The following is a 25,395-nucleotide window of genomic DNA, read 5'->3' on the forward strand; positions in this document are numbered from 1 at the left end:
GATCTGGTCCTTGCACTTCGCCTCATGGCATGGCGTCGTAATGGCGGGCGCCCGCGATCCGTGCGGGCCAGGTGATCCAGATGAGCAGCAACCAGCCCGGCCATATCCGCCTCACTTCCCACCCCGAACCGCTGGCGCATCGCTGGCGGCTGCGCTGGGGGGCGGGCACGCCGGCGGAGCGCGGGCCGGTGATCGGCTCGGTCACCCGGCCGGCGGACCGCAACGTGATCGGCGCGCATGGCGGGTCCTATTCGCTCTACCGGGCGCTGGCGGTCTCCTCCGGCACGCTCTCGCCGCTGCAAAGGCCGGACCTCGCCAATACCCAGCCGGTGGTGGAGATCGGGCCGCACCCGCAATGGACCGAGCCGGGCCGGATCGTCTCGCTCGACCCCTGGGGGCATGTCGCGGCCGCGGCCTTCGCCGAGGCGATCGGCGAGGGGATCGATATCCGCCCGACCATCGCCGTCACCCGGGCGCGGCTGAACCTGGCCGAGGTGAATGGGGCGATGCAGGCCGGCCGGCTCCGCGCGGATGGACATGTCCTGCATGCCGGCGGCGATGTCTCCGTCACCAAGGCGGCGCTCGACCCGGTCTGGTGGCTGCCCGGAATCGCCGGGCGCTTCGGCGTGGCCGAGCACCAGCTGCGCCGCACGCTGTTCGAGCAGACCGGCGGCATGTACCCGGATCTCGTCACCCGCCCGGACATGGAGGTGTTTCTGCCGCCGATCGGCGGCATCACCGTCTATATCTTCGGTGAGCCGCGGGAGCTGGCCAATCCCCGCACGCCGCTGACCTGCCGCGTGCATGACGAATGCAACGGCTCCGACGTCTTCGGCTCCGATATCTGCACCTGCCGGCCCTATTTGATCCATGGCATCGAGGAATGCATCCGCGCGGCGCAGGAGGGCGGCGTCGGGCTCGTCGTCTATAACCGCAAGGAGGGGCGGGCGCTGGGCGAGGTCACGAAATTCCTGGTCTACAATGCCCGCAAGCGCCAGCAGGGCGGCGACCAGGCCGCGACCTATTTCGAGCGCACGGAATGCGTGGCCGGCGTGCAGGATGCGCGCTTCCAGCAATTGATGCCGGATGTGCTGCACTGGCTCGGCGTGACGCGCATCCACCGGCTGGTCTCGATGTCCAACATGAAGCACGACGCCATGGTGGCGCAGGGGATCGCAATCGGCGAGCGGGTGCCGATCCCGGAGGACCGCATCCCGCCCGATGCCTCGGTGGAGATGGAGGCGAAGAAGGCCGCCGGCTATTACGCCACGGAGCCGGCGGTGCCGGAGACTACGATCGGCCGGCCCCTGGAGCAGATGTGAGCGCCCCTGGCCTGCTGCTGACGCCGGAGGCGGTGCGGGAGCGGTCGCGGGAACTCTACGCCCTCGGCCTCGACGGCAGGCTGCAGGCCTGGACGCTGGACCCCGGGCGCCTGGACGCCACCGCCGCACTGGTGGCGGGGGTGGTGCGGGAGAACTACCCGGATCTCGCCGTGCCCTTCCACGCGCGCTGGCGGCATTTCCTGAGTCGCGGCCACGACCGCTGGGGCGCGTTGCGGGCGAGGCTGCCGGAGGATGCGGCGGAGCGGGCGCGCGCCGGTTTCGACCTGGTGATCGTCTCGGTGCTGCTGGATGCCGGCGCCGGCATGGCCTGGCGCTACCGCGAGGCGGCGACCGGCGCGGTGCTGGCACGGTCCGAGGGCCTGGCCGTCGCCAGCCTGGCGATGTTCGGCGCCGGCGCCTTCGCCGCCGACGGCCGTTCCCCCCGCGCCGATGCCGCGCGCCTCGCCACCATCGGCGCCGCCGACCTCGAAGCCGGTTTCCAGGCTGGGCCGGAGAACCCGCTGGTCGGGCTGGAGGGCCGCGCCGCGCTGCTGCGGCGCCTCGGCGAGACGCTGGCGGCGGAGGGGCTCGACCGCCCCGGCGCGCTGTTCGACGCGCTGGCCGCCCAGGCCGCGGGCGGCACCCTGCCGGCGCGGGAGATCCTCATCACGCTGCTGCGGCGGCTCGGGCCGATCTGGCCGGGGCGGGTGGTGCTGGAGGGCGTGAACCTCGGCGATTGCTGGCGGCACCCCGGCATCCGCCGGGCGGATGCGACGGATGGGCTGATCCCCTTCCACAAGCTCTCGCAATGGCTGGCCTATTCGCTGATCGAGCCCTTGCAGGCGGCCGGGATCGCGGTGGGCGGGCTGGAGGCGCTGACCGGGCTGCCGGAATACCGCAACGGCGGGCTGTTCCTCGACATGGGGGTGATCCGGCCGCGTGACCCGGCGGCGCTGGCGGCCGAGCACGCGCCGGGGGATGTGCTGGTGGTGGAGTGGCGGGCGCTGGCGGTGGCGCTGCTGGACGCGGTGGCGCCGCTGGTGCGGGAGAGGTTGGGGGTGGCGGCCGAGGCGTTTCCGCTGGCGCGGGTGCTGGAGGGGGGGGACCTGGGCGGCGGGGCGGAGGCTGGCGGCGGAGTTAAGGGCGGATGGGGGGGCCGCCGGTGCGGGTGGTGAGTGATGGGACGGTGTTTTAGGGGGTGACGGCCGGACGACGGCCTAAAGGCGACCTTCGTGCCCGAAGCCGGTATGTCCGATGTTGGCGGGCAAGCGGATATTGCTAGGCAGCAGCCTGGACCGGCGGTTATGCGCCGATTGTGTTGAAAAACTCTGGGCGGCCGTTGAGCAACCAAGGAAAGAACGGGAGTCGGCCCTGGTCCGCAACTCTAGTTTCTACCGGAACTCCTCGTCGCACGGGTATTGCGCAACAATGCCTCTCAGGCGCCTGCGGCCGACTTTTTCAACAGCATCCGCCCAAGGCGGTCGTTCAGTCGATTGTCGCAGCTCATCCAAAGCGGACGCAGAGCCGCTTCGGTGGAAACTGACAGATGGTATGTGACTGGACACCATGGTTTCGTTCTGGCCCACCCTCAGCTAGAATCGAACCATGGACTCGACATACAACCTGAACGGCGGTTTCAAGCCGACGTTAAAGCGTTTTGCCGACCTTCAGGGACCTGACTATTTTCCTACTCCTGAATGGGCGACGCATGCCCTGATTGCCAACGAGCAGTTTGAGGGCAGCATTTGGGAGCCTGCGTGCGGCGACGGGGCAATGTCGCGCGTCCTCGAGACGACGGGATCCCCTGTGCTATCTACCGATCTCTTTGACCGCGGCTATGGCGAGGCTGGCGTCGACTTCCTCAAGGCTGATCACGTCGCAGACAACATCATCACCAACCCGCCGTATAACTCCGCCGAGGCTTTCGTAAAGGCTGGTCTGGTGCAGGCTCGCTGCAAGATGGCGCTCCTACTGCGCCTTGCCTTCGTTGAGGGCGCTAACCGTCAGAGAACGATCTTCGCGAAGACGCCTCCAACACGGATATGGGTGTTCAGCGAGCGGATCACCTTCTACCCAGCTGGCGCTGTCCAAAAAGGAAGCGGGACGACCGCCTATGCCTGGTTCGTTTGGGACAAGCAGGACATGGGCAAGACCGAGATGAAATGGCTGCCCTTGGGCTACAAGAGCCGCTACTCGGCTAAAGGTGTGAAGGAAGCCAAGAACCCCATGCTGTTCAGGTAGGCCATTCCCTTCTCGGTAACCGAAAGGCCGTTTAACGTCCTCGTCGCATAGCCCTTCTTGAAGGGTCCCGCCGGCGTCTCCTGATGTGAGATGACGTTGCCGACGATCTGCTGCCACAGCGCCTCATTACCGCGACTGGGCGACCGGCGGCGGTCGACCTCCGATAGCTCGGTATATTTCGGTACTTCCCTCTTAATGAACTGCGTCGATGCCGTCCGATTGGGCTGTTGTGCCGCAATTTTGAGGGCCAAAATCCTGGCCTCTGGCTCGCGCAGACGATCACCCCGTGGCCTTTTCAGATCTCCATATGTGAACGGCTCGCCGCGCTGCCATGCGATGGCATTCTTGGGGATGACCATCTCCTTGATGACGATCTTGATGACGCGAGAGATCTCTTCCTTGTCCTTTACGTCATTCGGCAGATAGAGCGTCACCGTAAATTCAGGATGACCCGCATACGTCCGAAGATCAAAGCGGATATCGTTGCCGATTGTGAAAGAGGCTGCCTGAAACTCATCAAGCCCATCCTCACCTTCGCGGATCATCGTTGTGAAATACTTCAGCGCACGCCAGAATATCGCCTGAGGCGTGATGTCGTAATCAGGTTCATATTTAGAAAGTTTGACTTTGGCCATTTGTCTGCCTTTATGGCTGCATGTTCGTGACAACAGCCTTAATGCATGCGAAGTCTTCGCCATCCTTGCAGCGGTATTCGACCCCAGGCGTTGCCGTTAGATACCATCTCACCTCGAATGGCGAGCCATCGGGATGGGGATCGATCAGCGTGGTGAAGTCGATGCCACGGCGGTTCTTCAGCTTCCCTGCGTAGGCTTGCACAGCAGGCTCGAAACCGTTCCTTGGGGTCCTGCCCCAAATCTCGCCGGAGGCCACCTGGATCAGCGCAAGGGACTTCGGTTGTGTCTTGTCGTTCTCACGACGATTGAACTGTCCTAGGGCCACTGATGCACTCTCTCCGACGTAACGACTACAGAATGCAAAACCCGAGTCGACCTTGTCAAAGGGGGGGCCAGGAATCGGGCCGCCGCCCCGGTCGGCGAGGGCTCACCCCCGCAAAAAGCGGACAATCGGTAAGCACATCCGTTTCAAGAGTGGACAGTCTCCTCTCGGCCAAACCACGCCGTGCAGCTTGGGCTCAGGCGCGCTGCGTCTATGTCCGCTCACGGAGGTGGACCAGGCGTTTCGGTGGCGAGACTTCTACAGCCGCTTTCCGCCCTGAACGGCAGTTGCGGCTTTCTGGGCACGACCGGTCGCCCAACCACCCATCCTCCCCACCCCTCATTCCCTTGACAAAGGACTATATTCCTACTACCCTCCGCGCCTCTTCCCCCACCCGCCGGAGGCCGCACCCCATGCCCAACTTCCTCCCTCCGGACTTCCCCTCCCGCCTCGAATTCCTCCACCGCGTCTCCCTCGACCCCATCCGCTGCCGGACGCCGGTGCGCCCCTGGGCGCCGCTGACCGATGATGAATGGGAGGCCATCGCCCCCAGCCTCGCCGCCATGGGCTGCGGTCTCTCCCTCACCCGCCGCGCCGGCCGCCCGCCGGCCGATACCCGCGCCCGGCTCGACGCCATCTTCCGTGCCGTGACGCTCAAGCACCCGCGGGGCGGCCGCGCCGCCTGGGCGCAATTGCCGGAGGCGCATGGCAAGGCGGATACCGTCTCCCGCAGCTTCCGCCGCTGGGCGCATGCCAAGCTCTGGGCCCGGCTGCTGATGGAGGTCGCCTGCCCCACCTGCCCGGCCGCCCTCCGCGGCCTCACCTACTGGGTCTGCTGCGCCTTCCGCCGGGGCATCCGCATCATGGGGCTCCGCGCCATCACCCTGGCCCGCCGGCTGCGGCTGCACTCCGCCTTGCCGGCGCCGTCCTGCCTGCTGTGGGACCGGGATTTGTCCGAAAAGGTGGCGCCGATCCTTCCCGCCATCATCGCCTACCGCGCAGGGCACCCGGACTGGCGGGTCCCGAAGGGGTTGCTCCGGGCCGTCGATGGCCTGGTGCGGCTCTGCCTCGGCCGCAAGCCGCGGCGCTGGATGGAACCTGCCTGATGCGCCCCCGCCCCGGCTCCGCTATTGGCTTGGGCTCCGGCCTCGGCGGGCCGGCGGCACCGGGGGTATGCTCCCTGGCAGCAGAAAAGGGCAGCCGATGATGAGGGACGTGCATGTGGTGGGGCATCCGCTGGTGCAGCATAAGCTCACCCTGATGCGCGATGCCGAGCGCTCCACCCAGGGCTTCCGCCGCCTGCTGAACGAGATCGGCATGCTGCTCTGCTACGAGGTGACGCGCGACCTGCCGCTGGAGGAGATCGAGATCGCGACGCCGCTCACCACCATGAAGGCGCCGATCCTCTCGGGCAAGAAACTGGTCTTCGCGCCGATCCTGCGCGCGGGCATGGGCTTCGTGGACGGGATGCTGGAGCTGATCCCCTCCGCCCGCATCGCCCATATCGGCCTCTACCGCGACCCGAAGACGCTGGCGGCGGTGGAATACTACTTCAAGGCGCCGCCGGATGTGGCGGAACGCCTGGTGATCGTGCTCGACCCCATGCTCGCCACCGCCAATTCCGCGGTGGCGGCGGTGGACCGGCTGAAGGAGCGCGGCTGCCGCGAGCTGCGCCTGGTCTGCCTTCTGGCGGCGCCGGAGGGCATCGCGCATTTCCACGCGGTGCACCCGGAAGTGCCCATCTGGACCGCCGCCATCGACAGCCACCTGGACGAGCACGGCTATATCCTGCCCGGCCTCGGCGATGCCGGGGACCGGATGTTCGGCACCCGCTGATGGCCTGGCTGGTCGCGGCCTCAGTTCACCTGCGAGAGGTCCTCGGCCAGCACCACGATCTGGATGGCGTAGGAAACCTCGCCCTCCTCGGCATCGCGATGGACCGTGCCGACGAATTCATCGCCGACGCGCAGCTCCACGGAGGCATTCTTGCGCGGCGGGACCGCGAGGGTGATGCGCTGGTTGCCGAGCAGCCGGCGCAGATGCGCCTGAACCGCCGCAAGTTCGGCCTGGGTCATGGGTCCGGTATCCGTCTTGTGAATGCAGAGGGTCGCATAGACCTCGCACGCCGTGGCGGGAAGCCCGGCCTGCGGGAGGCTGGCCTGAGGGGTTCACAGGGCATGGCGGCCGGCAGCCACGGCATGGCACATAAACCGCTGGAATCTGGGGGAGTTCCAAGGCGCGGCCGGCTGCCCCCACCCCGGCCCCCGGGGCACAGGCCGGGTCAGCCCCGCCCGGCGACGGGGTCCGTCACATCCTCGATCCAGGTCAGCGCCGCCACCGCGCGGGGGAAGCCGAGCGTCGGCACCGCCAGCAGCGCCACCTGCTTCAGCGCCTCGGGCGAAAGCCCTTCCTCCAGCCCGCGCCGGGCATGGGAATGGACGCCGCCCTCGGAGCCGGCGCCGATCGCCAGGGCCAGCTTCACCAGGCGCAGCGCCGGGCCCTCGACCGGCCCGCTGGCCGCGCAGGCGGCGCCGAGCGCGGCATAGGCGCGGTAGAGTTCGGGATAGGATTTCGCCACCTGGCCGGCGGCGGCGGGCAGTTCCTGCTCGTCCTGCATCGGGTCCCTCCTGCTTGCCGTCCGATGACCGGAGGGGCGAAGCAACGACGATGCCGCCGGGCCCGGATGGGAAACCCACCCATGCCCGGCGGCATGATCGCAATCCGGCCGGCGCCGCGGCGGAGGGGCCAGCCCCTCCGCCGCGGGATGCCGGCGCTACTCCTCGGTGGCGGCCTGGTTCCGGCGGCGGATGGCCGCGGCCAGCACGTCGCCGAGCGAGGCGCCGCTGTCGGAGGTGCCATACTGCGCCACTGCGGCCCGGTCCTCCTCGATCTCCTTGCCCTTGATGGTCAGGGTCAGGCGGCGGGCGGCACGGTCCACCATGGTGACGCGGGCATCCACGCGCTCGCCGGGGGAGAAGCGCTCCGGCCGCTGGTCGGCACGGTCGCGGCCAAGCTCGGCGCGGCGGATGAAGCCGGTGAGCACGTCCTCGACCTTCACCTCGATGCCGTTGCTCTCGACCGCGCTCACCACGCAGGTGACGATGTCGCCCTTGCGGACGCGGTCCAGCACCTCGGCGGCCGGGTCGGCCTCCAACTGCTTGACGCCGAGCGAGATGCGGGCCTTGCCCACATCCACGTCCAGCACCTTCGCCTTGACCACATCGCCCTTGTTGTAGGCGGTGATCGCCTGCTCCCCGGGCACGTCCCAGGAGAGGTCGGAGACATGCACGAGCCCGTCGATATCGCCGGGCAGGCCGATGAAGAGGCCGAACTCGGTGATGTTGCGGATCTCGCCCTCGACGATGGTGCCGGGCGGATGCGCCTCCGCGAACAGCTCGTGCGGGTTGCCCAGCGCCTGCTTGATGCCGAGCGAGATGCGGCGCTTGCCCTCATCCACGTCCAGGATCATCACGTCCACCTGCTCGGAGCTGGAGACGATCTTGCCGGGATGCACGTTGGTCTTGGTCCAGCTCATCTCGGAGACATGGACCAGCCCCTCGATCCCCGGCTCCAGCTCCACGAAGGCGCCGTAATCGGTGATGTTGGTGACGCGGCCGGCGATTTGGCGCCGACCGGGTATTTCAGCGCCACGCCCTCCCAGGGGTCGGCCATCAACTGCTTCATGCCGAGGCTGATGCGCTGGGTCTCCGGGTTGAAGCGGATCACCTGCACCTTCACCGGCTGGCCGATGGTCAGCACCTCGGAGGGGTGATTGACCCGGCGCCAGGCGATGTCGGTGACATGCAGCAGGCCATCGACGCCGCCGAGGTCGACGAAGGCGCCGTAGTCGGTGAGGTTCTTCACCACGCCGTCCAGTACCACGCCGTCCTTCAGGCCCTTGATGAGCTCGCCGCGCTGCTCGGTGCGGGCTTCCTCCAGCACGGCCCGGCGGGAGACCACGATATTGCCGCGCGGCCGGTCCATCTTCAGGATCTGGAATTGCTGCGGGGCGCCCATCAGGGGGGCCACGTCGCGCATCGGCCGCGTGTCCACCTGGGAGCCCGGCAGGAAGGCGACGGCGCCGCCGAGATCGACGGTGAAGCCGCCCTTCACCCGGCCGAAGATGGTGCCGGCGACGCGCTGGTTGGCGGCATGCGCCTTCTCCAGCACGGTCCAGGCCTCCTCGCGCCGGGCCTTCTCGCGGCTCAGCTTGATGGCGCCGTCGCGGTCCTCGTAGCGCTCGACGAAGAGGTCGATGACGTCGCCGGCCTTCACCTCGGCCGTCTCGCCGGCCGGGGCGAATTCCCTGAGCGGCACGCGGCCTTCGCTCTTGAGCCCGACATCGATGACGGCGACATCGCCCTCGACCCGGATGACGCGGCCGGAGAGGACGGAGCCGGCGAAGCCGGTATTGTCGCCCAGGCTGGCGTCGAGGAGGGCAGCGAAATCCTCGGTGCCCGCGGTGTCATGGGCGGTGGAAAGGGAAGTGGATGCCATAGGCCGATGTGTCTTTCGGAAGGCCCGCGCGGGAGGTGCGCCCGCCGGCCCTGGTATGCGCCCCCGCGGCCTGTCGGCGCACCGGGACGGCTTGGGACTGGCACCTGTGTTGCGGCGCCAGCAGCCCCTGCAGGATGAAGCGATGTTCCGGTTCGCCCAGACCCGGCCCGGCGGCAGGCGGAAACCCCGCGCGCGCGAGCACCACGGCCCCAGGGCACGCGACGCCGTCCCCCTTAGGCATTCGGCAAACGCCGGTCAAACGAATTTCGCTTGCCGCCGGGGCCAGAGGCGTGCCGAATAGCGGCTTGGTTGAAAATCGCGCCCGACCCCTAGCCCCTGGCGCTCTTCCGTTGGTAGCGGCGGGCGGACTTGAACCGCCGACCCCGGCATTATGAGTGCCGTGCTCTAACCAGCTGAGCTACACCGCCAGAACGGAGGCGGCGGACTTAAGCCGCCGTCCCCACCATGTCAACGCCAAGCCCGGCGCGGCGGATGAAGCCGCCGCCCAGCACGCGCTCCCCGTCATAGAGCACGCAGGCCTGGCCCGGCGCGGCGATCGCCGGCACCGCCGGGCGCACCAGCAGCGTCGCGGCCGCCGCGTCCCATTCCACCAGCGCCTCCTGCGGCGCCTCCCGGGCGCGCAGCTTCACCTGGCAGCGGCGCGGCGCGGCGGGCGGCGGGGCGAGCCAGTTCATCTCGCCGACCGGCACCGCCTGTTGCGGCAGGGCGGCGCGCGGCCCCACCACCACGCGGCGGCGCCCGGGCTCCAGCGCCGCGACATAGAGCGGCTGCCCGGCATCCCGCGAAGCCTCGCCGAGGCCGCGGCCCTGGCCCACCGTATAGCGCGCGATCCCGGCATGGCGGCCGAGCACCCGGCCATCGAGATGCACGATCTCCCCGGCTTCCGCCGCATCCGGGCGCAGGCCCTCCACCACCTGATGGTAGCGGCCTTCCGGGACGAAGCAGATATCCTGGCTGTCCGGCTTCTCCGCCACCGGCAGGCCGAGCCGCTGCGCCTCCGCCCGCACCGCTGCCTTGTCCGCGAAGCCGCCGAGCGGGAAGCGGCTGAAGGCCAATTGCGCCGGGGTGGTGGCGAAGAGGAAATAGCTCTGGTCCCGCGCCGGATCGGCGGCGCGGTGCAGTTCCGGCCCGGCCGCGCCTTCCACGCGGCGGGCGTAATGGCCGGTGGCCAACGCCTCGCAGCCGAGGCCCTGGGCCAGATCCAGCAGGTCGTGGAACTTCACGGTCTGGTTGCAGCGGACGCAGGGGATCGGCGTCTCGCCGCGGGCATAGCTATCGGCGAAATCCTGCACCACGGCGTCGCGGAAGCGCGTCTCGCGGTCCAGCACGTAATGCGGGATGTCGAGCAGGTCCGCCACGCGCCGGGCATCATGGATGTCCTGGCCGGCGCAGCAGGCGCCCTTGCGGCTCACGGCGGCGCCGTGGTCGTAGAGCTGCAGGGTGGCGCCGACCACCTCATGCCCCTCGGCCTTCAGCAGCCCGGCGACGACGCTGCTGTCCACGCCGCCGGACATAGCGACAAGAATCCTCATGGCTGCGCCACGAGGCGGGCAACAAGAATCCTCATGGCTGCACCATGAGGCGGGCCACGAGAATCCTCACGGCCGGTGCGCCCGCTCATAGCCCGGCATCCGGCCGAGGGCCGCATCCAGCCCCTGCTGCCAGAACCGCGCCTCCAGCCGCGCGGCCTCGGCGAAGGTGGCGGAAAGACTGGCGAAGCGGGCCTCGCCGCCATGACTCAGGCCCAGCGCGTCGATCCTGGCCGCGGCGGCCCGCGCCATCGCCTGGTAGCCGGGATCGGCATAGGTGGCGATCCAGGTCTCATAGGGGTTCTCCGCCAGCCGCCGGCGCGGATCGGCCAGGATGCGCAGCGCCACCTCGCCATAGCCGACCGTGCAAGGCGCCAGCGCCACTTCGAGGTCGAGGATGTCGCCGGCCAGGCCGCGGTCGATGACGTAGCGGGTATAGGCCACCGTCTCCGAGGCTTCCGGCGTGCCCCGCACCTCGGCCTCCGGGATGCCCCATTCGGCGCAGTAGCGCAGGTGCATCAGCGTCTCCGAGAGGATGGCGCCGATGGCCGCGGTCTTCTCCCGCATCGCCTCGATGCTCTCGGCCTTGAAGACCGCGAGCGCCTTGGCGCGGGCGAAATGGATCAGGAAGAGGTAGTCCTGGATGAGGTAGCGCCGGAAGGCGGCCAGCGGCAGCGTGCCCTCCGACAGTCCCTGCACGAAGGGATGCCAGGTATAGGCCCGCCAATCCTCGGCGCAGGCGGCGCGGAGGCGCCGGTAGAGCCCGCCTTCGGCGCCGAATTCCGTCTCCCAGCGGGCCATCATCCGCCCGCATTCCGCGTGCCGGACGGCAGCTTCACCACCAGCCCGTCCAGCGCCTCGGTCATGATGATCTGGCAGCCGAGCCGGCTGGTCTCCTGGAGGTCGAAGGCCAGGTCCAGCATGTCCTCCTCATCCTCGGTCGGCTCGGAGAGCTGGCCGAACCAGGGCCCGTCCACGATCACATGGCAGGTGGAGCAGGCCAGGCTGCCCTCGCAGGCGCCCTCGATATCGACGCCATGCTTGTGCGCGATCTCCAGGACCGAGAGGCCGAGCGGGGCTTCCACCTCGCGGCGGGTGCCGTCGCGCTCGATGAAGGTCATCCTGGGCATCGCTTGCTGCTACTCCGTTCCGGTCCGGGCGGGCCGGGCCGCCGCCACGCGGCGCCATGCCGCGGCCAGGGCGGCAGCCGCGCGGTCCACATCGGCGGGGGAGGTAAAGCGACCGATCCCGATCCGCAAGGTGGCACGCGCCTCGGCCTCCGGCATACCAAGCGCCCGCAGCACATAGGAGGGCTCGACCGCGGCCGAGGAACAGGCGGAACCGGTCGAGACGCAGACCTCCGGCGCCTCGGCCATCAAGCCTTGGGCATCCAATTCGCCGGGGAAGGTGAGGTTGAGGTTGCCCGCCACCCGCCGCTCTGGGTCCCCGTTCAGCCGCAGCCCCGGCACCTCGGCCTCAAGCGCGGCCAGGAAGCGGTCGCGCTGCCCGGCGATCCGCCCGGCATCCAGCAGCCCCTCGCCGGCCGCGATCCGCGCCGCCTCGCCGAGCCCCACCACCAGCGGCGCCGGCAGGGTGCCGGAGCGGAAGCCCCGCTCCTGCCCGCCACCCGAGAACAGCGGCGCCAGCCGCACCCGCGGCCGCCGCCGCACATACAGCGCGCCGATCCCCTTCGGCCCGTAGATCTTGTGGCCGGAGATGGAAAGCAGGTCGGCCTGGATCTCCGCCACATCCAGCGCGATCCGGCCGCAGCCCTGGGCGGCATCAGTGTGGAACAGCGCGCCGGCCGCCTTGGCGATGGCGCCCACCACCTCCAGGTCCTGCACCACCCCGATCTCGTTGTTCACCGCCATGACGCTGACCAGCAGGACCCGCTTGTCCACCGTGTCCCGCAGCAGGTCGAGGTCCAGCAGGCCGCCCGGGCCGACCGGCAGCAGCACCGGCTCGAAGCCCTCGGCGGCCAGGTCGCGGACGCTCTCCAGCACGCATTTATGCTCGGTCGCCAGCGTCACGATCCGGCGGCGCTCGCTCCCCTGGGCCGCGGCGAAACGGGCGGCGCCCTTGATCGCCAGGTTGTTGGCCTCGGTGGCGCCGGAGGTCAGCACGATCTCCCTGGCCTCCGCCCCGATCAGCCCGGCGATCTCCGCCCGCGCCGCCTCCACCGCCGCCTCCGCCTCCCGCCCCATGGCGTGTTCCACGCTGTGGGGATTGGCGAAATTCTCCTCCCACCAGGGGCGCATGGCGGCGAGCACGCGCGGGTCGAGCGGCGTGGTGGCGTGGTTGTCGAGATAGACGGGGCGATCGGGGTGCATGGTCCAGCCAAGATGGCCCGTCAGGCCGCCCGGCGCGAGAGGCGCGCGCGCATGGCAGCCCAGGCTTCCAGGAAGCGCTCCGGCGCATCCTCCGCCGCGTTCCAGGGCAGGGAGACGCGGATGCCGCAGCCGGCCGCCTCGCCGAAGCCCATGGCGGCCAGCACATGGCTCCGCGCCACCTTGCCCGAGGAACAGGCGGCGCCGGCCGAGACCCGCAGCCCCATCAGGTCGAGCGCGATCACCTGCGTCTCCGCCGGCACGCCGGGCAGGACGATGGAAAGGGTATTGGGCAGGCGCGGCGCCGCCTCCCCGGCGATCACCGCCTCCGGCGCCAGCGCCCGCAGCCCGGCGGCGATCCGGTCGCGCAGCACCGCCAACCGCCCGGCCGCTTCCGGCACCGCCGCCGTGGCCGCCGCCGCCATGCCGGCGATGGCCGGCAGCGGCTCGGTGCCGCCGCGCCGCCCGCGCTCCTGCCCGCCGCCGGCGATCAGCGCCGGCAGATGCAGCCCCGGCCGCAGCAGCAGCGCCCCGGCGCCGGGCGGCCCGCCCAGCTTATGGCCGGAAAGCGCCAGGCTATCCGCCGCCCGGTCCATCGCCACCCGCCCGGCCGCCTGCACCGCATCCACATGCAGCAGGGCGCCGTGGCGGGCGCAGAGCGCCGCTACCTCGGGGATCGGGTGCAGCACGCCGGTCTCGTTGTTGGCGGCCATCAGGCAGACCAGGGCCGGCCCGCCCGAGGCCAGCAGCGCCTCCAGCGCCGCCAGGTCGGCGGTGCCGTCGGGCCGCACCGGGATGGTCTCGGCCCCTCCTGTGTCCCTGGGCGCGGCGGCCAGCACCGCGGCATGCTCGGTGGCGCCGAGCAGCACCCGGCGGCCCTGGCCGAGCCCCCGCACCGCCAGCGCATTCGCTTCCGTGCCACCGCCGGTGAAGATCACATCCTGTGGCCTGGCGCCGAAGCGGGCGGCGAGATCCTCCCGCGCGCCCTCCAGCAGCCGCCGGGCGGCGCGGCCGGCGCCATGCACGGAGGAGGGGTTGCCCCCAGCCTCCAGCGCCGCCAGCACCGCCGCCCGCGCCTCCGGCCGCAGCGGTTCCGTGGCATTGGCGTCGAGATAGAGCTCGTTCACGGGGAATCCCCGGCAAAGGGCTCGGCATACGGGATCGCGGCCCGGCCGAGCACCCGCCCGGCCACCACATCGGCCAGGGTCATGTGGCTAAGGAAGAGGCGGATCTGCTCGCCAAGCTCGGCCCAGAGGTCATGGGTGAGGCAGCGATGGCCGGCCAGGCAGCCCGGCGCTCCCTCCTCGCAACGGGTGGCGCGGATCGGCTCGTCCACCGCCTCCACCACCTCGGCGATGGCGATGGCGGCGGCCGGGCGGGCCAGGCGGTAGCCGCCCCCGGGGCCGCGCGCCGAGGCCACCAGCCCGCCGCGCCTGAGATGCCCGAAGAGCTGTTCCAGATAGGCCAGGGACAATTGCTGGGCCTGGGCGATCTCGGCCAGGCTGACCGGCCGCTCGGCGCCACCCTCGCCGGCGCCGCAGGCCTGCTGGCGCATCGCGAGCTCGACCATCGCCATCACGGCATAGCGACCACGGGTCGAGAGGCGCATGGGTCAGACCTCCCTTCGCCGGCCACAAATCGTGCATCCGGCCCAAAAATCGCCTCTTCGGGGATTGAGTGGTCTACTATTCCCGCACAGGGCAAATAACCTGTTCACAAGCCCGTTTTCAGTGACATGCACGGGAACCGCATACCGGACCAGAGCCTGGGACATGGGATGCCTGCCATGAATCCGTTATGAAAGCCGGAGGTGAATACCTATATTCCCGCCACCCCTGGGATCCGGGAGCCTTCCCCGGGGCGCCAAGGTCATGATCGGAGCCAAATGTCCGCGACAGAGCAGGTTCGCAAGGACCGTCGTTGGAAAGAGGCTATTTTGCCCGACCTCCCCGGTCAACAATCGGGGCGGCCGATGGTTCCGGTCCGGCATGGCGGCCGGCGCGGCAGTCTGGCCTCACCATCCCTCCGGGATGGCGGGGGCGGCAGGCGCGGCGTCGGCAAGGACTTCCCCACCAAGCGTCGGTGCGCGCTTGGCTTGTCGGTGAAGGCAACCACCATGCCTCCCCCGGCAGCCCTGGCGCGCACGGCCAAACCGGAATTGGACCCACGGGACGATGCCTGAGGTCATGTTCGCCGGCCCTGATGGTCGGCTCGAAGGCCGCTATCACCACTCGAAGCAGCCGAATGCTCCGGTCGCGCTGGTGTTGCATCCGCATCCGCTGCATGGCGGAACGATGAACAACCGGGTGATCCACGCGCTCTACCAGCGCTTCCAGGCGATGAATTTCTCGGTCCTGCGGTTCAATTTCCGTGGTGTCGGGCGCAGCCAGGGCCGTTACGACGGCGGCATCGGCGAGATCAGCGATGCGGCTTCGGCGCTGGACTTCCTCCAGGCGGTGAACCCGAACGCGCATAGCCTTTGGGTGGCCGGCTATTCCTTCGGCTCCTATGTCGGCATGCAATTGCTGATGCGGCGGCCGGAGATGGGCGGCTTCGTCTCCATCAGCGCGCCCGCCAGCCACTATGATTTCGGCTTCCTCGCCCCCTGCCCCTGCAACGGCCTGATCCTGCACGGCGCCGAGGACGAACTGGTGCCGGAATCCTCGGTGAAGAAGCTGGTGGACAAGCTGAACACCCAGCGCGGCATCACCATCGACTACCGCGTCATGCCCGGCGCCGGCCATGTCTTCACTCCGGAGGAGACTGTGCGCGTGGTCGATGCCGCGGAGGACCATGTGAAGACCGTGCTCAACCGCAGCCGGATGGCGCTGGCCGCCGATTGAGGCTGCAGCACCTGCATCGGATCGACGAGAAGGGCCGGCGGACCACCGCCGGCCCTTCCCATATCGGGAACCACCGGATGACCACCCGCCGCAGCCTCCTCACCTTCGCCGCCACCGGCGCCGCGACCCTGGCCCGCCCCGCCCGCGCCGAATGGCAGCCGGACCGGCCGCTCAGCATGATCGTCGCCTTCGCGGCCGGCGGCGGCACCGACCTCGCCGCCCGGACCCTGGCGCGCTTCCTGGAACGTGACCTCGGCCAGCCCATGGTGGTGGTGAACCGGCCGGGCGCCGGCGGCGAGATCGGCTTCGCGGAACTGGCGCGGGCGCGGCCGGATGGGCTGACCATCGGCTTCATCAACACGCCTCACATCGTCACCCTGCCGGTCGAGCGCCGCACCCGCTTCAAGCTCGATGACTTCACCCCCATCGCCAATATCGTGGACGATCCCGGCGCCTTCTACGTACTGACGGACAGCCCCTTCCGCTCCCTGGGTGATGTGATCGCGGCGGCGAAGGCGAAGCCGGATTCGGTGACCTATGGCACCACCGGCATCGGCTCCGACGACCACCTGGCGGTGCTGGCCTTCGAGCGCCAGGCCGGGGTGAAGCTGCTGCACGTGCCCTATTCCGGCAGCAGCCAGGTGAAGCAGGCCCTGCTCGGCCGGCAGATCGCCATCGCCTCCATGAACGTGGCGGAGGGCGTGCATGAAAGTCGCCAGGGCCTCATGCGCATGGTCGGCCAGATGGGCGAGCGCCGCACCGAGGTGGCGCCGGACGCGCCCACCTTCCGGGAAGCCGGCTTCGATGTGGTGGAAGGCTCGATGCGCGGCATGGCGGCGCCGGCGGGCGTGCCGCCGGATGCGCTTGCGCGGCTTTCGCTGGCGGTCCGCCGCACCGTGGACAATCCGGAATTCCAGGCCCTCGCCGCGCAGCAGATGCTGCCGCTGCGCTTCCTCGGGCCGGAGGCCTATTTGGCGGAGCTGCAGGCGCTGCGCAGCCGCTACGAGAAGCTTTGGGCGGAGCATCCCTGGCGGGAGTAGCGCCGGCCGGCGCTACTGCCAGAGCCAGCTCATCAGCAGCCCGCCCTCGGTCCAGGGGCGGTTCGGGCCACGCTCCATGCCGAGGGTGCGGCCCGGTCCGCGGTCGAAGACCTCGGCGTAATTGCCGACCTGCCGCACCACCTCGAAGGCCCAGGAGGCGGGCAGGCCCCAGCCGGTGCCGACATTCTCGGTGAGGCCGAGGAAGCGGCGGATCTTCGGATCCTGCGTCGTCTCGCGGATCGCGGCCACATTCTCCCGCGTCAGCCCCATCTCCTCCGCCTGGAACAGCGCGAAGACCGCCCAGCGCGTCAGCGCCGCCCATTCGGCATCGCCGTTCCGCACCAGCACGCCATGCGGCTCCTTGAAGATCAGGTCGGGCAGCAGCACCAGGTCATCCGGGTTCGGCGCCGCCATGCGGTTGCCGGAGAGGTTGATCATGTCGTTGCTGATGGCGTCGCAGCGGCCGGCCAGGAAGGCCTGCAATATGGTGGGCGGCGTGTCGAAGGGGATGGTGGTGATGCGCAGGTTCTTCTGCCGCGCCCAGTCCGCCAGGTTGCGCTCGATCTCCGAAGCCTGGGTGGCGCAGAAGGTGGCGCCGTCGAGCTGCTCGGCGCGGGTGATGTTCAGCCGCCGATGCACCAGCACGCCCTGGCCGGTGTAGAAATGCGCCACCGTGATGGTGAGGCCAAGCTGGCTGTCGCGCGCCAGGGTCAGCGCCGTGGTGCGGGTGAGCATGTCCACCTCGCCCGATTGCAGGGCAGTGAAGCGGGTCTGCGTGGTGGTGGGCACGAAGCGCACCCGCTCCGCATCGCCGAAGACGGCGGCGGCGACCGCGCGGCAGATATCGGCATCGAAGCCGCGCCAGACGCCCTGCGCATCCGGCTGCGACATCCCGGCCAGGCCCACCGAGACGCCGCAGCGGAGATGCCCGTTGCGCTTCACCGCATCGAGGGTCGTCCCGGCCAGGGCCGGGGCAGCAGCGAGGCCGAGCAGCAGCGCCGCGGGCAGCAGGCGGGAGAGGATCTGTCGCATCGGCATGCCTCCGATCGGGCCCGGGGGTTCAGGCCAGGGGACCGTTCCGAGCATGGCAAGCCGCCCCGGCCGCGCCAAGCGCAATCGCGCCGCTCCATCCGCGCAAAATATCCTGCCCTCCGGTTGCCACCCGCCCGCGCCCGTGGTCCGATCGGGCACGCCACGGCGCGCGGAGATGCGCCGGCGGGAGGAAATTGCGCCGATGTTCAGACGTTCGTTCACCACCAGCCTCGCCGGGCTTCTCGCGCTGCCCGCCGCGGCCTCGGCGCAGGCCTTCCCGGAGCGCGCCATCACCATGATCGTCGCCTTCGCCCCCCGGCGGCGGCACGGATGTGGCGGCGCGCACCCTGGCGCGCTTCATGGAAAGGGATCTTGGCCAGCCCGTGGTGGTGGTGAACCGCGCCGGCGCCGGCGGCGAGGTGGGCTGGGGCGAACTCGCCCGCGCCAAGCCGGATGGCTATACCATCGGCTTCACCAATACGCCGAACATCATCACCGTGCCGATCGAGCGGCAGGCGCGGTTCCGCTTCGAGGACTTCTCCCCCATCGCCAATATCGTGGACGATCCCGGCGGCTTCTGGGTGCTGGCCGACAGCCCGGTCGCCTCGCTCGCCGCGCTGATCGAGGAAGCGAAGCGGCGGCCGGGCGAGCTGGCCTATGGCACCACGGGCGTCGGCTCCGACGACCACCTGGCGATGCTGGCGCTGGAACGCCTCACCGGGGCCAAATTCCTGCACGTGCCCTTCGGCGGCTCCTCTCAGGTGCGCACCTCGCTGCTCTCCAAGCAATTGGCGCTCGCCGTGGTGAACATGGGCGAGGGCATGGCCGATTGGCGCCAGGGGCTGATCCGCCCGCTCGGCTCCATGGCGGTGCGGCGCTGGGAAGGCGCGCCCGATGTCCCCACCTTCCGCGAACTCGGCTTCGACGTGGTGGAGGGCTCGATGCGCGGCGTCGGCGCCCCCGCCGGCATGCCGCGGCCGATCCTGGATCGGCTGGCCCTTTCGGTGCGCCGCACCATCGAGAACCCGGAATTCAAGGCGGCGGCGGCGCAGCAGATGCTGCCGCTGCGCTACCTCGGCCCGGACGACTACCGCGCGGCGCTGCTGGCGCTGAAGACGCAGTATGAGCAACTCTGGGCCGCGCATCCCTGGCGCGAGCAATAAGGATTTCGCAGTGGTGAGACTTGTCCGCGCGGAAAGCTTCGTCTTCCGCGCCCCCATCGCGGTGCCGGTGGTGAATGCCTTCGGCGCCATGACGGAACGCGTCGCCGTCTTCCTCCGGCTGGAGGATGCGGAGGGCGGCTTCGGCTGGGGCGAGGCCTGGGCGAATTTCCCGACCGTCGGCGCCGAGCATCGCGCCCGGCTCTTCGATGCCTTCATCGCCCCCCCGCCTGCTCGGCCGCGAGATCACTGACCCGCGCGCCACCTGGCACGAGATCAGCCGCGGGCTGCATCTCTGGGGCCTGCAGGCGGGCGAGCCCGGCGCCTTCGCCGCGGCGCTGGCCGGCGCCGATATCGCGCTGCACGACCTGTTCGCGCGCCGCGCCGGGCTGCCGCTGTTCCGCTGGCTCGGCGGCAGCGATGCCTCGCCACTGCCCTGCTACGCCTCCGGCCTCAACCCGGATGCCATGGCGCTGGAGCAGGTGGAGGCGGCCCGCGCCCGCGGCTACCGGGCCTTCAAGATCAAGATCGGCTTCGGCGAGGCACGGGATGTCGCCACCCTGGCCCCGATCTTCGCCTCGCTCCGCCCGGGCGAGCGCTGCATGGTGGACATCAACCAGGGCTGGGACGTGGCGCAGGCGGTGCGCATGGCCGGCGTGCTCGGCCAATTCCCGCTCACCTGGATCGAGGAGCCGCTGGCCGCCGACCGCCCGGCCTGGGAATGGGCGCAGGTCCGCGCCGCCGCCAGCAGCCCGCTCGCCGCCGGCGAGAACCTGCGCGGCGCGCTGGCCTACCACGAGGCGCTGGAGGCGGGGCATCTCGCGGTGGTGCAGCCGGATGCCTGCAAATGGGGCGGCTTCACCGCGACCCTGCCGGTGGCCCAGGCGGTGCTGGGCGCCGGACGGAGCTATTGCCCGCATTTCCTCGGCGGCGGCATCGGCCAATTGGCCTCGCTGCACCTGCTGGCCGCGGTGCGCGGCCCCGGATTGCTGGAATGGGATGCCAACCCCAACCCCTTGCGGGAGGGACTGCTGGAGGGCGTGCTGGAGTTGCACGACGGGTTGGTGGCGCCGCCGCAGGGTCCCGGCCTCGGCCTGGTGCCGGACCTCGCGCCCTTCGCCCCGCATCTGGCGCTGCATACCGAGCGCCGCGCCTGAACCCGGCCCGCCGTCCCGCGATGTGGAGGCATGGCAAGGGCGGGCGATGCGGCCAGGTTCGCGCGAGAGATGGAGGCGCTGGGCGTGCATCTCGCCCGCTTCCCCTATCTCGGCCTCGACCATCCGGTGGGCCGGCGCATCCTGGCCGCGGTGCGCCGGGCGCCCAAGGTCACGCTGGACGAGGCGCTCTGGCACCGCGCCCGCCTGCCCGATGGCCCGGAACGCCGCAGCGCCGCAGCGCCGCCGAGATGGGGCCGCCGCCCGCCAATTGGAACGAGGGCCGCTTCAACCACCATGGCCAGACGGTCTTCTACCTGGCCTCCAGCGCCTATGGCGCCTGCGCGGAAACCGCGCCCGCTTCGCGCTGCATCGCCTGGGTCCAGTGCTTCCGGATGCGGCGCCTCTCCGGCCTGCTCGACCTCGCCGGGGTCACGGCCGGCCAGGGGAAGAGCCAGGCGCAGGGCCAGAGCGTGAGCCTGCTGACCGCCGGCCTCAACGCGGTGATGGGGCGGCTGCGCCCCGACCGGGACAGCCCCTGGAAGCCGGAATATTTCGTGCCGCGCTTCGTGGCCGATGCCGCCCGCGCCGCCGGCTTCCGCGGCATCCTCTATTGCAGCACGCGCTTCGAGGGCTACAACGCCGTGCTATTCCAATGGAGCGAGCGGGACGTCCAGGCTGAGGGCCATCCCGCCATCGTGGAATTCCGCAGCGGCAAGCCGCTCCGCCCCGAGATCACAGCCAGCGCAGCGCCACGAATCCAGCCACGATGCCCAGCGCTGCCCCGGTCGTCACCAGGGTCAGCCGCCGCTCGATGAAGTCGCGGATCGGCGGGCCGAAGCGTTGCAGCAGCCAGGCCAGCAGGAAGAAGCGGGCGCCCCGGGTCACGATGCTGGCGGCCATGAAGACCAGGAAATCGAATTTCGCGGCGCCGGAGGCGATGGTGACGATCTTGTAGGGGATCGGCGTCAGCCCCTTGATGAGGATCACCAGCGCCCCCCATTGCGCGTACCAGCCCTCGAAGCGCAGCAGCGCATCGGCATGGCCATAGGCGCGCAGCACCGGCTCGGCCAGCGCCTCGAACAGGAAATAGCCGATCGCATAGCCGGCGATGCCGCCGAGCACCGAGGCGATGGTGCAGATCGCGGCATAGCGCCAGGCCCGGTCCGGCCGCGCCAGGCACATCGGGATCAGCATGGCATCGGGCGGGATGGGGAAGACGCTGCTCTCGGCGAAGCTCACCACCGCCAGCCAGGCGGGGGCGCGCCGGTGGGCGGACAGCGCAAGCACATAGTCGTAGAGGCGACGCAGCATCCGGGGCTCCCTTGCCGGCCACGGCGGGCCGGCACCGGCAGGGGCATGGCACGGCCGCGCGGGGGGGCGCAATTCACGGCACCTGGCCCCGCGTTCCGGGCATGGGTGGCACGGGCACCATGCGCCCGGCGCGGTTGCGGCGCCTGGGCAGCCGATGGGAACATGGCCTCTTCCGGAAGGGCCGGCTGCGTGCCGCGCTCCATCCTCCGCCATGCCTGAGGTGCCGCCCATGCCAGCCTCCCCCGCCTCCTCCCCCCGCCTGCCGGTCAGTATCGGCCTGCTGCTCGGCTGCGCCATGCTGACCGCGGCCCTGGGGATGGGGCTGCGCCAGACCTCCGGCCTCTTCCTGGCGCCAATGACCGCGGCGCATGGCTGGACCGCCTCCGGCTTCGCCTTCGCCATCGCGCTCCAGGTGCTGCTGAACGGCGTCTCGCAGCCGGTCTTAGGCCAGGTGGCGGACCGGATCGGCGCGCGCCGGGTCATCATGGGCGGCGCGGCGCTGCAGGCCTGCGCCGTCTTCGGCATGGCGATGTCGGAGGGGCTGCCGATGTTCACCTTCTTCGCCGGGGTGGTGATGGGCCTTGCCGTCTCGGCCGCGGGGATGCCCGTGGTGATGGCCAGCCTCACCCGGCTGCTGCCGGATTCGATGCGGAGCCGCGCCATCGGCCTCGGCACCGCCGGCTCCTCCTTCGGGCAGTTCCTGGTGGTGCCGCTGGTGCAGCTCGGCATCAACGGCTTCGGCTGGCAGGCGGCAATGCTGGGGGTGGCCCTGGCCTCCCTGCTCATCATCCCGCTGGCCCTGCCGCTGAACGACGCGCCGGCGCCGCCCGCCCCCGGCGCCACGGAACAGACGGCGCGGGAGGCGCTTTCGGTGGCGCTGCGGGATTCCACCTTCTGGTGCCTGTTCTTCGGCTTCTTCGTCTGCGGCATGCATGTGAGCTTCCTGGCGGTGCACCTGCCGGGCTTCGTCGCAAGCTGCCACCTGCCGGCCGCGGTGGGGGCCGGCGCCATCAGCCTGATCGGGCTGTTCAACATCGCCGGCTCCCTGGCGGCGGGGGGAGCTGGCCGGGCGCTGGCGGCGGCGGGAGCTGCTGGTGGCGATCTATGCCGGGCGCGGCGTGCTGATGGCCGGCTTCATGCTGGTGGAGAAGACCACCGCCTCGGTGCTCATCTTTTCCGCGCTGATGGGGCTGCTCTGGCTCTCCACCGTGCCGCCCACCATGGCGCTCTGCGCCCGGGAATTCGGCACCCGCTGGCTGGCGACGATCTTCGGCATGATCTTCCTCGGCCACCAGATCGGCGGCTTCACCGGCGCCTGGCTCGGCGGGCTGGTCTTCGACCGGACCGGCAGCTACGACCAGATGTGGGTCATCAGCATCCTCGCCGCCGGCTTCGCCGCGCTGGTGCATCTGCCGGTGCGGGACGGGCCGCGGGTGCCGGTGGCGGTGCCGGCCTAGGTCTGAGGACTGATCGGCGCTAGAAGGGCGGGACCGACCTGGGATCGAGGAGGATCGCGCATGCGGCATTGGACCCTGCTTCTGGCGCTGGGATTGCCGCTCGCGGCAACGGGGGATGCCGGGGCGCAGCAGCGCCAGGCGCCGCCGCATGAATGGATCTTCGGCGCCTGGACCGGTGGGCAATTCCCGCCGGTGGACAACGACACCCCCGCCTGTTTCGGCAGCCCCACCGTGATCTTCACCCGCGACGTGGTGATGCGCTCCACCTCGCTCGATATCGCCTATCGCCAGCGCACCATCGAGACGGTGGCGATCCAGCCGCAGGGCCTGGAATTCCGCTTCACCCCGATGCAGCCGGTGATGACCGCCTTCGGCGGCAGGGTGCCGCCGGATGGCGGCTTCGGCTGCAGCGGCAACCCCAACCTGCTGCGGGTGGAAAGGCGCGGGCCGGATGAGATCACCTTCCCGGATTGCAGCGAATTCCCCTCCCCCCCTGAAGCGCTGCGTCGCGAAGTGATGCCACCAAGGACCCCGCCATGCGCATTGCCCTGATCCACGCCCTCCGCCACTCGCCGCCGCCGATCGAGGCCGCCTTCGCCCGGGCCTGGCCGGAGGCCACGCTGATGAACCTGCTGGATGACAGCCTCTCGGCCGACCTGGCGCGGGAGGGCCGGCTCACGCCCGGCATGACGGAGCGGTTCCTCACCCTCTCGCGCTATGCCGCCGGCACCGGCGCGGCGGGCATCCTCTTCACCTGCTCCGCCTTCGGCCCCTGCATCGAGGCGGTGGCGCGCGACCTGGCGCCCAAGCCTGTCCTGAAGCCAAACGAGGCGATGATCGAGGAAGCCTGCGCGGCCGCGATGGGCGCGGCCGATTCAGACCTGCGGGCATCGCCCTCCGGTCATCGGACGCGGCCGACGATCGGCCTGCTCGCCACCTTCCAGCCGACCCTCGACACCATGCCCCCGGAATTCCCGGCCGGCGTCACGGTGGTGCCGAAGCTGGTCGAGGGCGGGCTGGCGGCACTCGACCGCGGCGACCTGGCCGAGCATGACCGGCTGGCGGCCGAGGCGGCGCGCGACCTCGCGCAGTGCGACGTGATCGCCCTGGCGCAATTCAGCCTGGCCCGCGCCGCGCCCCTGGTGGAGGCGGCGACCGGCCGGCCGGTCTTCACCACGCCGGACAGCGCGGTGCGCAAGCTCAGGCGGCTGCTGGCGGGTTGAGGCGGACCGATGACCGCAGGGCCGCATGGCCCGGAGGTCCGAATCGGCCCGAAGATACAAGGCGGCCACGGCGCGCCAGAAAGGCAAGCCTCAGTGGGCGCGCCCGTGACCATGCCGATGGTGCAGATCGGGGTAATGCGGGTGACAGTGCACCAGGGGCGCGTGCCGGTGCCGATGCGTGTGCGGCTCACTGGGCGGCACCTCCGGGCCGTGCTCATGCTGGTGGTGCGCGTCGTGAGTATGGCGATGCTCGTGTTCCATCGCCTCATGGGCATGTTCGTGGTCGTGCCGTTCCGAGAGGTGCAGCCAAAGGCCCAATCCCATCAACCCACCCGCGATCAGCACTTGCGCCGACAAGGACTCACCCAGCATGAGGATGGCGAGAACCGCCCCGACGAAGGGCGCGAGCGAGAAATAGGCCCCGGTGCGGGCGGCGCCGAGATGGCGCAGGCCGAGCACGAACAGCACGAGGCTCACGCCATATCCCAGGAATCCGACGGCGCCTACGGCCAGGAGGATGCCGGCGGGCGGCAGGACCGCCCCGTTCAGCAGCGCGAGCAGAAGGTTGACCGCGCCCGCGACCAGGCCCTTGAGCATGGCGATCCGCACCGGATCGGCCGAGGACAGCCGGCGCGTCAGGTTGTTGTCGATCCCCCAGCAAAGGCAGGCCCCGGCGATCAGCAGGGCGCCCCATTGGAAGGACGCCTGCCCCTGCCAGGACAGCAGGATGGCCCCGGCAAGGATCGCGAAGGCGCCCAGCAGCAGCCGGCGGTCCACGTTTTCCCGGAAGACGACCCAGGCGATGCCCATGGTCGCCAAGCCTTCGAGGTTGAGCAGGAGCGAGGCCCCCGCCGCGTCGGTGCGGGAGAGGCCGAACATCAGCAGTAGCGGCCCCAGGATACCGCCTGCCACGATCACCAGGGCCAGCCACGGCATGTCGGAGCGACGCAGCGGCGCCTCAACGGCAGGCAGCCGGAGGGCTTCCCGCGAAAGGTGAACGGAGGCAAGGCCGATGCCTGCGCCGAGATAGAGCAGGCCAGCCATCATCCAAGGGTCAACGGCCCCCAGAAGGAGCTTGGCGAGGGGCGTGCTGGCGCCGAACAGCGCGGCGGACAGCAGGGCGAGAAGGATGCCGGTTCGGATCATGGAATAGCCAAACGCCTCTGATGGCTACCGTTCGCCTGCCAGGACGACTGAGCGACTGTCTTCGCGGTCAAGAGCTGATTTGCCTTTGGATGGTTGCCGGGCGGTGGGGTTGATGCAAGGCGGGCGCTGTGG

The 25,395-nt window shown here is 70.2% G+C and carries 27 protein-coding genes, 1 tRNA gene and 1 pseudogene; 14 read left to right on the top strand and 15 right to left on the bottom strand.

Translation table 11 applies throughout. The features are described from left to right. The first annotated feature begins 80 nt into the window (after positions 1-80). The 3 genes from KSF81_RS23775 to KSF81_RS23785 all read left to right on the top strand — a co-directional run bounded on the left by KSF81_RS23775 (position 81) and on the right by KSF81_RS23785 (position 3,563). Complete coding sequence (locus tag KSF81_RS23775) at positions 81-1,322, top strand: GTP cyclohydrolase II (RefSeq protein WP_217381070.1); 1,242 nt, start codon at positions 81-83, stop codon at positions 1,320-1,322. Then, positions 1,319-2,497 (top strand): DUF1688 family protein, encoded by a 1,179-nt coding sequence (locus KSF81_RS23780; RefSeq protein ID WP_309139662.1) that lies wholly within the window; start codon positions 1,319-1,321, stop codon positions 2,495-2,497. Before KSF81_RS23775 ends, KSF81_RS23780 begins: the two co-directional genes overlap by 4 nt. 430 nt (positions 2,498-2,927) lie before the next feature. After that, positions 2,928-3,563, top strand: coding sequence for a hypothetical protein (locus KSF81_RS23785; RefSeq protein WP_217381071.1), 636 nt, complete (start codon positions 2,928-2,930; stop codon positions 3,561-3,563). Here KSF81_RS23785 and KSF81_RS23790 read toward each other — a convergent pair. Further along, positions 3,512-4,198, bottom strand: a complete 687-nt coding sequence (locus KSF81_RS23790) for a hypothetical protein (RefSeq protein ID WP_217381072.1) — start codon at positions 4,196-4,198, stop codon at positions 3,512-3,514. The two genes, KSF81_RS23785 and KSF81_RS23790, sit on opposite strands and share 52 nt — an antisense overlap. A 10-nt stretch (positions 4,199-4,208) precedes the next feature. Next, complete coding sequence (locus tag KSF81_RS23795) at positions 4,209-4,523, bottom strand: hypothetical protein (protein WP_217381073.1); 315 nt, start codon at positions 4,521-4,523, stop codon at positions 4,209-4,211. A gap of 410 nt (positions 4,524-4,933) precedes the next feature. Between KSF81_RS23795 and KSF81_RS23800 the strand changes: the two genes are divergently transcribed. Then, positions 4,934-5,626 (top strand): transposase, encoded by a 693-nt coding sequence (locus KSF81_RS23800; protein WP_217381074.1) that lies wholly within the window; start codon positions 4,934-4,936, stop codon positions 5,624-5,626. 97 nt (positions 5,627-5,723) lie between these two features. Next, positions 5,724-6,356, top strand: coding sequence for a uracil phosphoribosyltransferase (gene upp / locus KSF81_RS23805; RefSeq protein WP_217381075.1), 633 nt, complete (start codon positions 5,724-5,726; stop codon positions 6,354-6,356). A 20-nt stretch (positions 6,357-6,376) separates the two neighbouring features. On the opposite strand, the gene KSF81_RS23810 is transcribed toward upp, so the two are convergent. The 10 genes and pseudogenes from KSF81_RS23810 to KSF81_RS23855 all read right to left on the bottom strand — a co-directional run bounded on the left by KSF81_RS23810 (position 6,377) and on the right by KSF81_RS23855 (position 14,503). Beyond that, entirely contained in the window at positions 6,377-6,595 is a 219-nt protein-coding gene (locus KSF81_RS23810) for a DUF3126 family protein (RefSeq protein WP_217381076.1), read from the bottom strand. Between the two features lie 206 nt (positions 6,596-6,801). After that, on the bottom strand, positions 6,802-7,137 hold the full coding sequence (locus tag KSF81_RS23815; RefSeq protein WP_217381077.1) for a carboxymuconolactone decarboxylase family protein: 336 nt from the start codon (positions 7,135-7,137) through the stop codon (positions 6,802-6,804). Positions 7,138-7,293: 156 nt separating this feature from the next. Beyond that, positions 7,294-9,017: pseudogene (gene rpsA, locus KSF81_RS23820) on the bottom strand (30S ribosomal protein S1). 351 nt (positions 9,018-9,368) lie between these two features. Then, positions 9,369-9,445, bottom strand: a tRNA-Met gene (locus KSF81_RS23825). Positions 9,446-9,463: 18 nt separating this feature from the next. After that, positions 9,464-10,570: a tRNA 2-thiouridine(34) synthase MnmA gene (gene mnmA / locus KSF81_RS23830; RefSeq protein ID WP_217381078.1), complete on the bottom strand. Its 1,107-nt coding sequence runs from the start codon at positions 10,568-10,570 to the stop codon at positions 9,464-9,466. A gap of 66 nt (positions 10,571-10,636) precedes the next feature. Beyond that, entirely contained in the window at positions 10,637-11,371 is a 735-nt protein-coding gene (locus KSF81_RS23835; RefSeq protein WP_309139663.1) for a TenA family protein, read from the bottom strand. Next, a complete protein-coding gene (locus tag KSF81_RS23840) occupies positions 11,368-11,697 on the bottom strand; it encodes a ferredoxin family 2Fe-2S iron-sulfur cluster binding protein (protein WP_217381079.1) in 330 nt (109 codons plus the stop codon). The genes KSF81_RS23835 and KSF81_RS23840 overlap by 4 nt, the downstream gene beginning before the upstream one ends. Positions 11,698-11,706: 9 nt before the next feature. Beyond that, positions 11,707-12,897, bottom strand: coding sequence for a cysteine desulfurase family protein (locus KSF81_RS23845; protein WP_217381080.1), 1,191 nt, complete (start codon positions 12,895-12,897; stop codon positions 11,707-11,709). A 20-nt stretch (positions 12,898-12,917) separates the two neighbouring features. Next, positions 12,918-14,021: an aminotransferase class V-fold PLP-dependent enzyme gene (locus KSF81_RS23850; protein WP_217381081.1), complete on the bottom strand. Its 1,104-nt coding sequence runs from the start codon at positions 14,019-14,021 to the stop codon at positions 12,918-12,920. Then, the gene (locus KSF81_RS23855) at positions 14,018-14,503 is read right to left on the bottom strand and encodes an Rrf2 family transcriptional regulator (RefSeq protein WP_217381082.1); all 486 of its coding nucleotides are present in this window, start codon (positions 14,501-14,503) and stop codon (positions 14,018-14,020) included. The genes KSF81_RS23850 and KSF81_RS23855 overlap by 4 nt, the downstream gene beginning before the upstream one ends. 565 nt (positions 14,504-15,068) lie before the next feature. Between KSF81_RS23855 and KSF81_RS23860 the strand changes: the two genes are divergently transcribed. Both KSF81_RS23860 and KSF81_RS23865 read left to right on the top strand, forming a co-directional pair. After that, positions 15,069-15,737 carry an alpha/beta hydrolase gene (locus KSF81_RS23860; protein ID WP_217381083.1) on the top strand — a complete coding sequence of 223 codons (669 nt, stop codon included), beginning with the start codon at positions 15,069-15,071 and terminating at the stop codon, positions 15,735-15,737. A 77-nt stretch (positions 15,738-15,814) separates the two neighbouring features. Beyond that, positions 15,815-16,777 (top strand): tripartite tricarboxylate transporter substrate binding protein, encoded by a 963-nt coding sequence (locus KSF81_RS23865; protein ID WP_217381084.1) that lies wholly within the window; start codon positions 15,815-15,817, stop codon positions 16,775-16,777. A gap of 12 nt (positions 16,778-16,789) precedes the next feature. Here KSF81_RS23865 and KSF81_RS23870 read toward each other — a convergent pair whose 3' ends face one another. Next, the gene (locus KSF81_RS23870) at positions 16,790-17,809 is read right to left on the bottom strand and encodes an amino acid ABC transporter substrate-binding protein (protein WP_217381085.1); all 1,020 of its coding nucleotides are present in this window, start codon (positions 17,807-17,809) and stop codon (positions 16,790-16,792) included. Between the two features lie 332 nt (positions 17,810-18,141). Here KSF81_RS23870 and KSF81_RS23875 point away from each other — a divergent pair, with 332 nt between their 5' ends. From KSF81_RS23875 to KSF81_RS23890, 4 genes are read left to right on the top strand one after another with little or no spacing between them, the layout of a single operon-like run. Continuing rightward, on the top strand, positions 18,142-18,972 hold the full coding sequence (locus KSF81_RS23875) for a tripartite tricarboxylate transporter substrate binding protein (protein ID WP_217381086.1): 831 nt from the start codon (positions 18,142-18,144) through the stop codon (positions 18,970-18,972). Between the two features lie 13 nt (positions 18,973-18,985). Beyond that, positions 18,986-19,222 (top strand): hypothetical protein, encoded by a 237-nt coding sequence (locus KSF81_RS23880; protein WP_217381087.1) that lies wholly within the window; start codon positions 18,986-18,988, stop codon positions 19,220-19,222. Beyond that, positions 19,179-20,126 (top strand): mandelate racemase/muconate lactonizing enzyme family protein, encoded by a 948-nt coding sequence (locus KSF81_RS23885; RefSeq protein ID WP_217381088.1) that lies wholly within the window; start codon positions 19,179-19,181, stop codon positions 20,124-20,126. Before KSF81_RS23880 ends, KSF81_RS23885 begins: the two co-directional genes overlap by 44 nt. Before the next feature lie 20 nt (positions 20,127-20,146). After that, on the top strand, positions 20,147-20,941 hold the full coding sequence (locus tag KSF81_RS23890; protein WP_256444280.1) for an RES family NAD+ phosphorylase: 795 nt from the start codon (positions 20,147-20,149) through the stop codon (positions 20,939-20,941). Here KSF81_RS23890 and KSF81_RS23895 read toward each other — a convergent pair. After that, positions 20,859-21,437: a YqaA family protein gene (locus KSF81_RS23895; RefSeq protein WP_217381090.1), complete on the bottom strand. Its 579-nt coding sequence runs from the start codon at positions 21,435-21,437 to the stop codon at positions 20,859-20,861. The genes KSF81_RS23890 and KSF81_RS23895 overlap by 83 nt on opposite strands. 229 nt (positions 21,438-21,666) lie before the next feature. Between KSF81_RS23895 and KSF81_RS23900 the strand changes: the two genes are divergently transcribed. Genes KSF81_RS23900 through KSF81_RS23910 form a run of 3 tightly spaced genes read left to right on the top strand, consistent with a single transcriptional unit; the run spans position 21,667 to position 24,117 of the window. Next, positions 21,667-22,917: an MFS transporter gene (locus KSF81_RS23900; protein ID WP_254453715.1), complete on the top strand. Its 1,251-nt coding sequence runs from the start codon at positions 21,667-21,669 to the stop codon at positions 22,915-22,917. Between the two features lie 37 nt (positions 22,918-22,954). Then, positions 22,955-23,446, top strand: a complete 492-nt coding sequence (locus tag KSF81_RS23905) for a hypothetical protein (protein WP_217381091.1) — start codon at positions 22,955-22,957, stop codon at positions 23,444-23,446. Further along, positions 23,431-24,117 (top strand): aspartate/glutamate racemase family protein, encoded by a 687-nt coding sequence (locus tag KSF81_RS23910; protein WP_217381092.1) that lies wholly within the window; start codon positions 23,431-23,433, stop codon positions 24,115-24,117. The genes KSF81_RS23905 and KSF81_RS23910 overlap by 16 nt, the downstream gene beginning before the upstream one ends. 90 nt (positions 24,118-24,207) lie before the next feature. Here KSF81_RS23910 and KSF81_RS23915 read toward each other — a convergent pair whose 3' ends face one another. Beyond that, positions 24,208-25,263, bottom strand: coding sequence for a DMT family transporter (locus KSF81_RS23915; protein ID WP_217381093.1), 1,056 nt, complete (start codon positions 25,261-25,263; stop codon positions 24,208-24,210). Positions 25,264-25,395 lie beyond the last annotated feature (132 nt).

The sequence above is a fragment of the Siccirubricoccus sp. G192 genome, assembly GCF_019084075.1.
Taxonomy (GTDB): domain Bacteria; phylum Pseudomonadota; class Alphaproteobacteria; order Acetobacterales; family Acetobacteraceae; genus G192.

Coding starts and splice junctions, on each gene's coding strand:
- KSF81_RS23900 (WP_254453715.1), top strand. CDS start 21,667: ATGCCAGCCTCCCCCGCCTCCTCCCCCCGCCTGCCGGTCAGTATCGGC.
- KSF81_RS23870 (WP_217381085.1), bottom strand. CDS start 17,809: ATGCGACAGATCCTCTCCCGCCTGCTGCCCGCGGCGCTGCTGCTCGGC.
- KSF81_RS23775 (WP_217381070.1), top strand. CDS start 81: ATGAGCAGCAACCAGCCCGGCCATATCCGCCTCACTTCCCACCCCGAA.
- KSF81_RS23840 (WP_217381079.1), bottom strand. CDS start 11,697: ATGCCCAGGATGACCTTCATCGAGCGCGACGGCACCCGCCGCGAGGTG.
- KSF81_RS23815 (WP_217381077.1), bottom strand. CDS start 7,137: ATGCAGGACGAGCAGGAACTGCCCGCCGCCGCCGGCCAGGTGGCGAAA.
- mnmA (WP_217381078.1), bottom strand. CDS start 10,570: ATGAGGATTCTTGTCGCTATGTCCGGCGGCGTGGACAGCAGCGTCGTC.
- KSF81_RS23860 (WP_217381083.1), top strand. CDS start 15,069: ATGCCTGAGGTCATGTTCGCCGGCCCTGATGGTCGGCTCGAAGGCCGC.
- KSF81_RS23790 (WP_217381072.1), bottom strand. CDS start 4,198: ATGGCCAAAGTCAAACTTTCTAAATATGAACCTGATTACGACATCACG.
- upp (WP_217381075.1), top strand. CDS start 5,724: ATGATGAGGGACGTGCATGTGGTGGGGCATCCGCTGGTGCAGCATAAG.
- KSF81_RS23835 (WP_309139663.1), bottom strand. CDS start 11,371: ATGATGGCCCGCTGGGAGACGGAATTCGGCGCCGAAGGCGGGCTCTAC.
- KSF81_RS23865 (WP_217381084.1), top strand. CDS start 15,815: ATGACCACCCGCCGCAGCCTCCTCACCTTCGCCGCCACCGGCGCCGCG.
- KSF81_RS23845 (WP_217381080.1), bottom strand. CDS start 12,897: ATGCACCCCGATCGCCCCGTCTATCTCGACAACCACGCCACCACGCCG.
- KSF81_RS23785 (WP_217381071.1), top strand. CDS start 2,928: ATGGACTCGACATACAACCTGAACGGCGGTTTCAAGCCGACGTTAAAG.
- KSF81_RS23895 (WP_217381090.1), bottom strand. CDS start 21,437: ATGCTGCGTCGCCTCTACGACTATGTGCTTGCGCTGTCCGCCCACCGG.
- KSF81_RS23890 (WP_256444280.1), top strand. CDS start 20,147: ATGTGGAGGCATGGCAAGGGCGGGCGATGCGGCCAGGTTCGCGCGAGA.
- KSF81_RS23910 (WP_217381092.1), top strand. CDS start 23,431: ATGCGCATTGCCCTGATCCACGCCCTCCGCCACTCGCCGCCGCCGATC.
- KSF81_RS23885 (WP_217381088.1), top strand. CDS start 19,179: ATGCCTTCATCGCCCCCCCGCCTGCTCGGCCGCGAGATCACTGACCCG.
- KSF81_RS23810 (WP_217381076.1), bottom strand. CDS start 6,595: ATGACCCAGGCCGAACTTGCGGCGGTTCAGGCGCATCTGCGCCGGCTG.
- KSF81_RS23855 (WP_217381082.1), bottom strand. CDS start 14,503: ATGCGCCTCTCGACCCGTGGTCGCTATGCCGTGATGGCGATGGTCGAG.
- KSF81_RS23905 (WP_217381091.1), top strand. CDS start 22,955: ATGCGGCATTGGACCCTGCTTCTGGCGCTGGGATTGCCGCTCGCGGCA.
- KSF81_RS23800 (WP_217381074.1), top strand. CDS start 4,934: ATGCCCAACTTCCTCCCTCCGGACTTCCCCTCCCGCCTCGAATTCCTC.
- KSF81_RS23915 (WP_217381093.1), bottom strand. CDS start 25,263: ATGATCCGAACCGGCATCCTTCTCGCCCTGCTGTCCGCCGCGCTGTTC.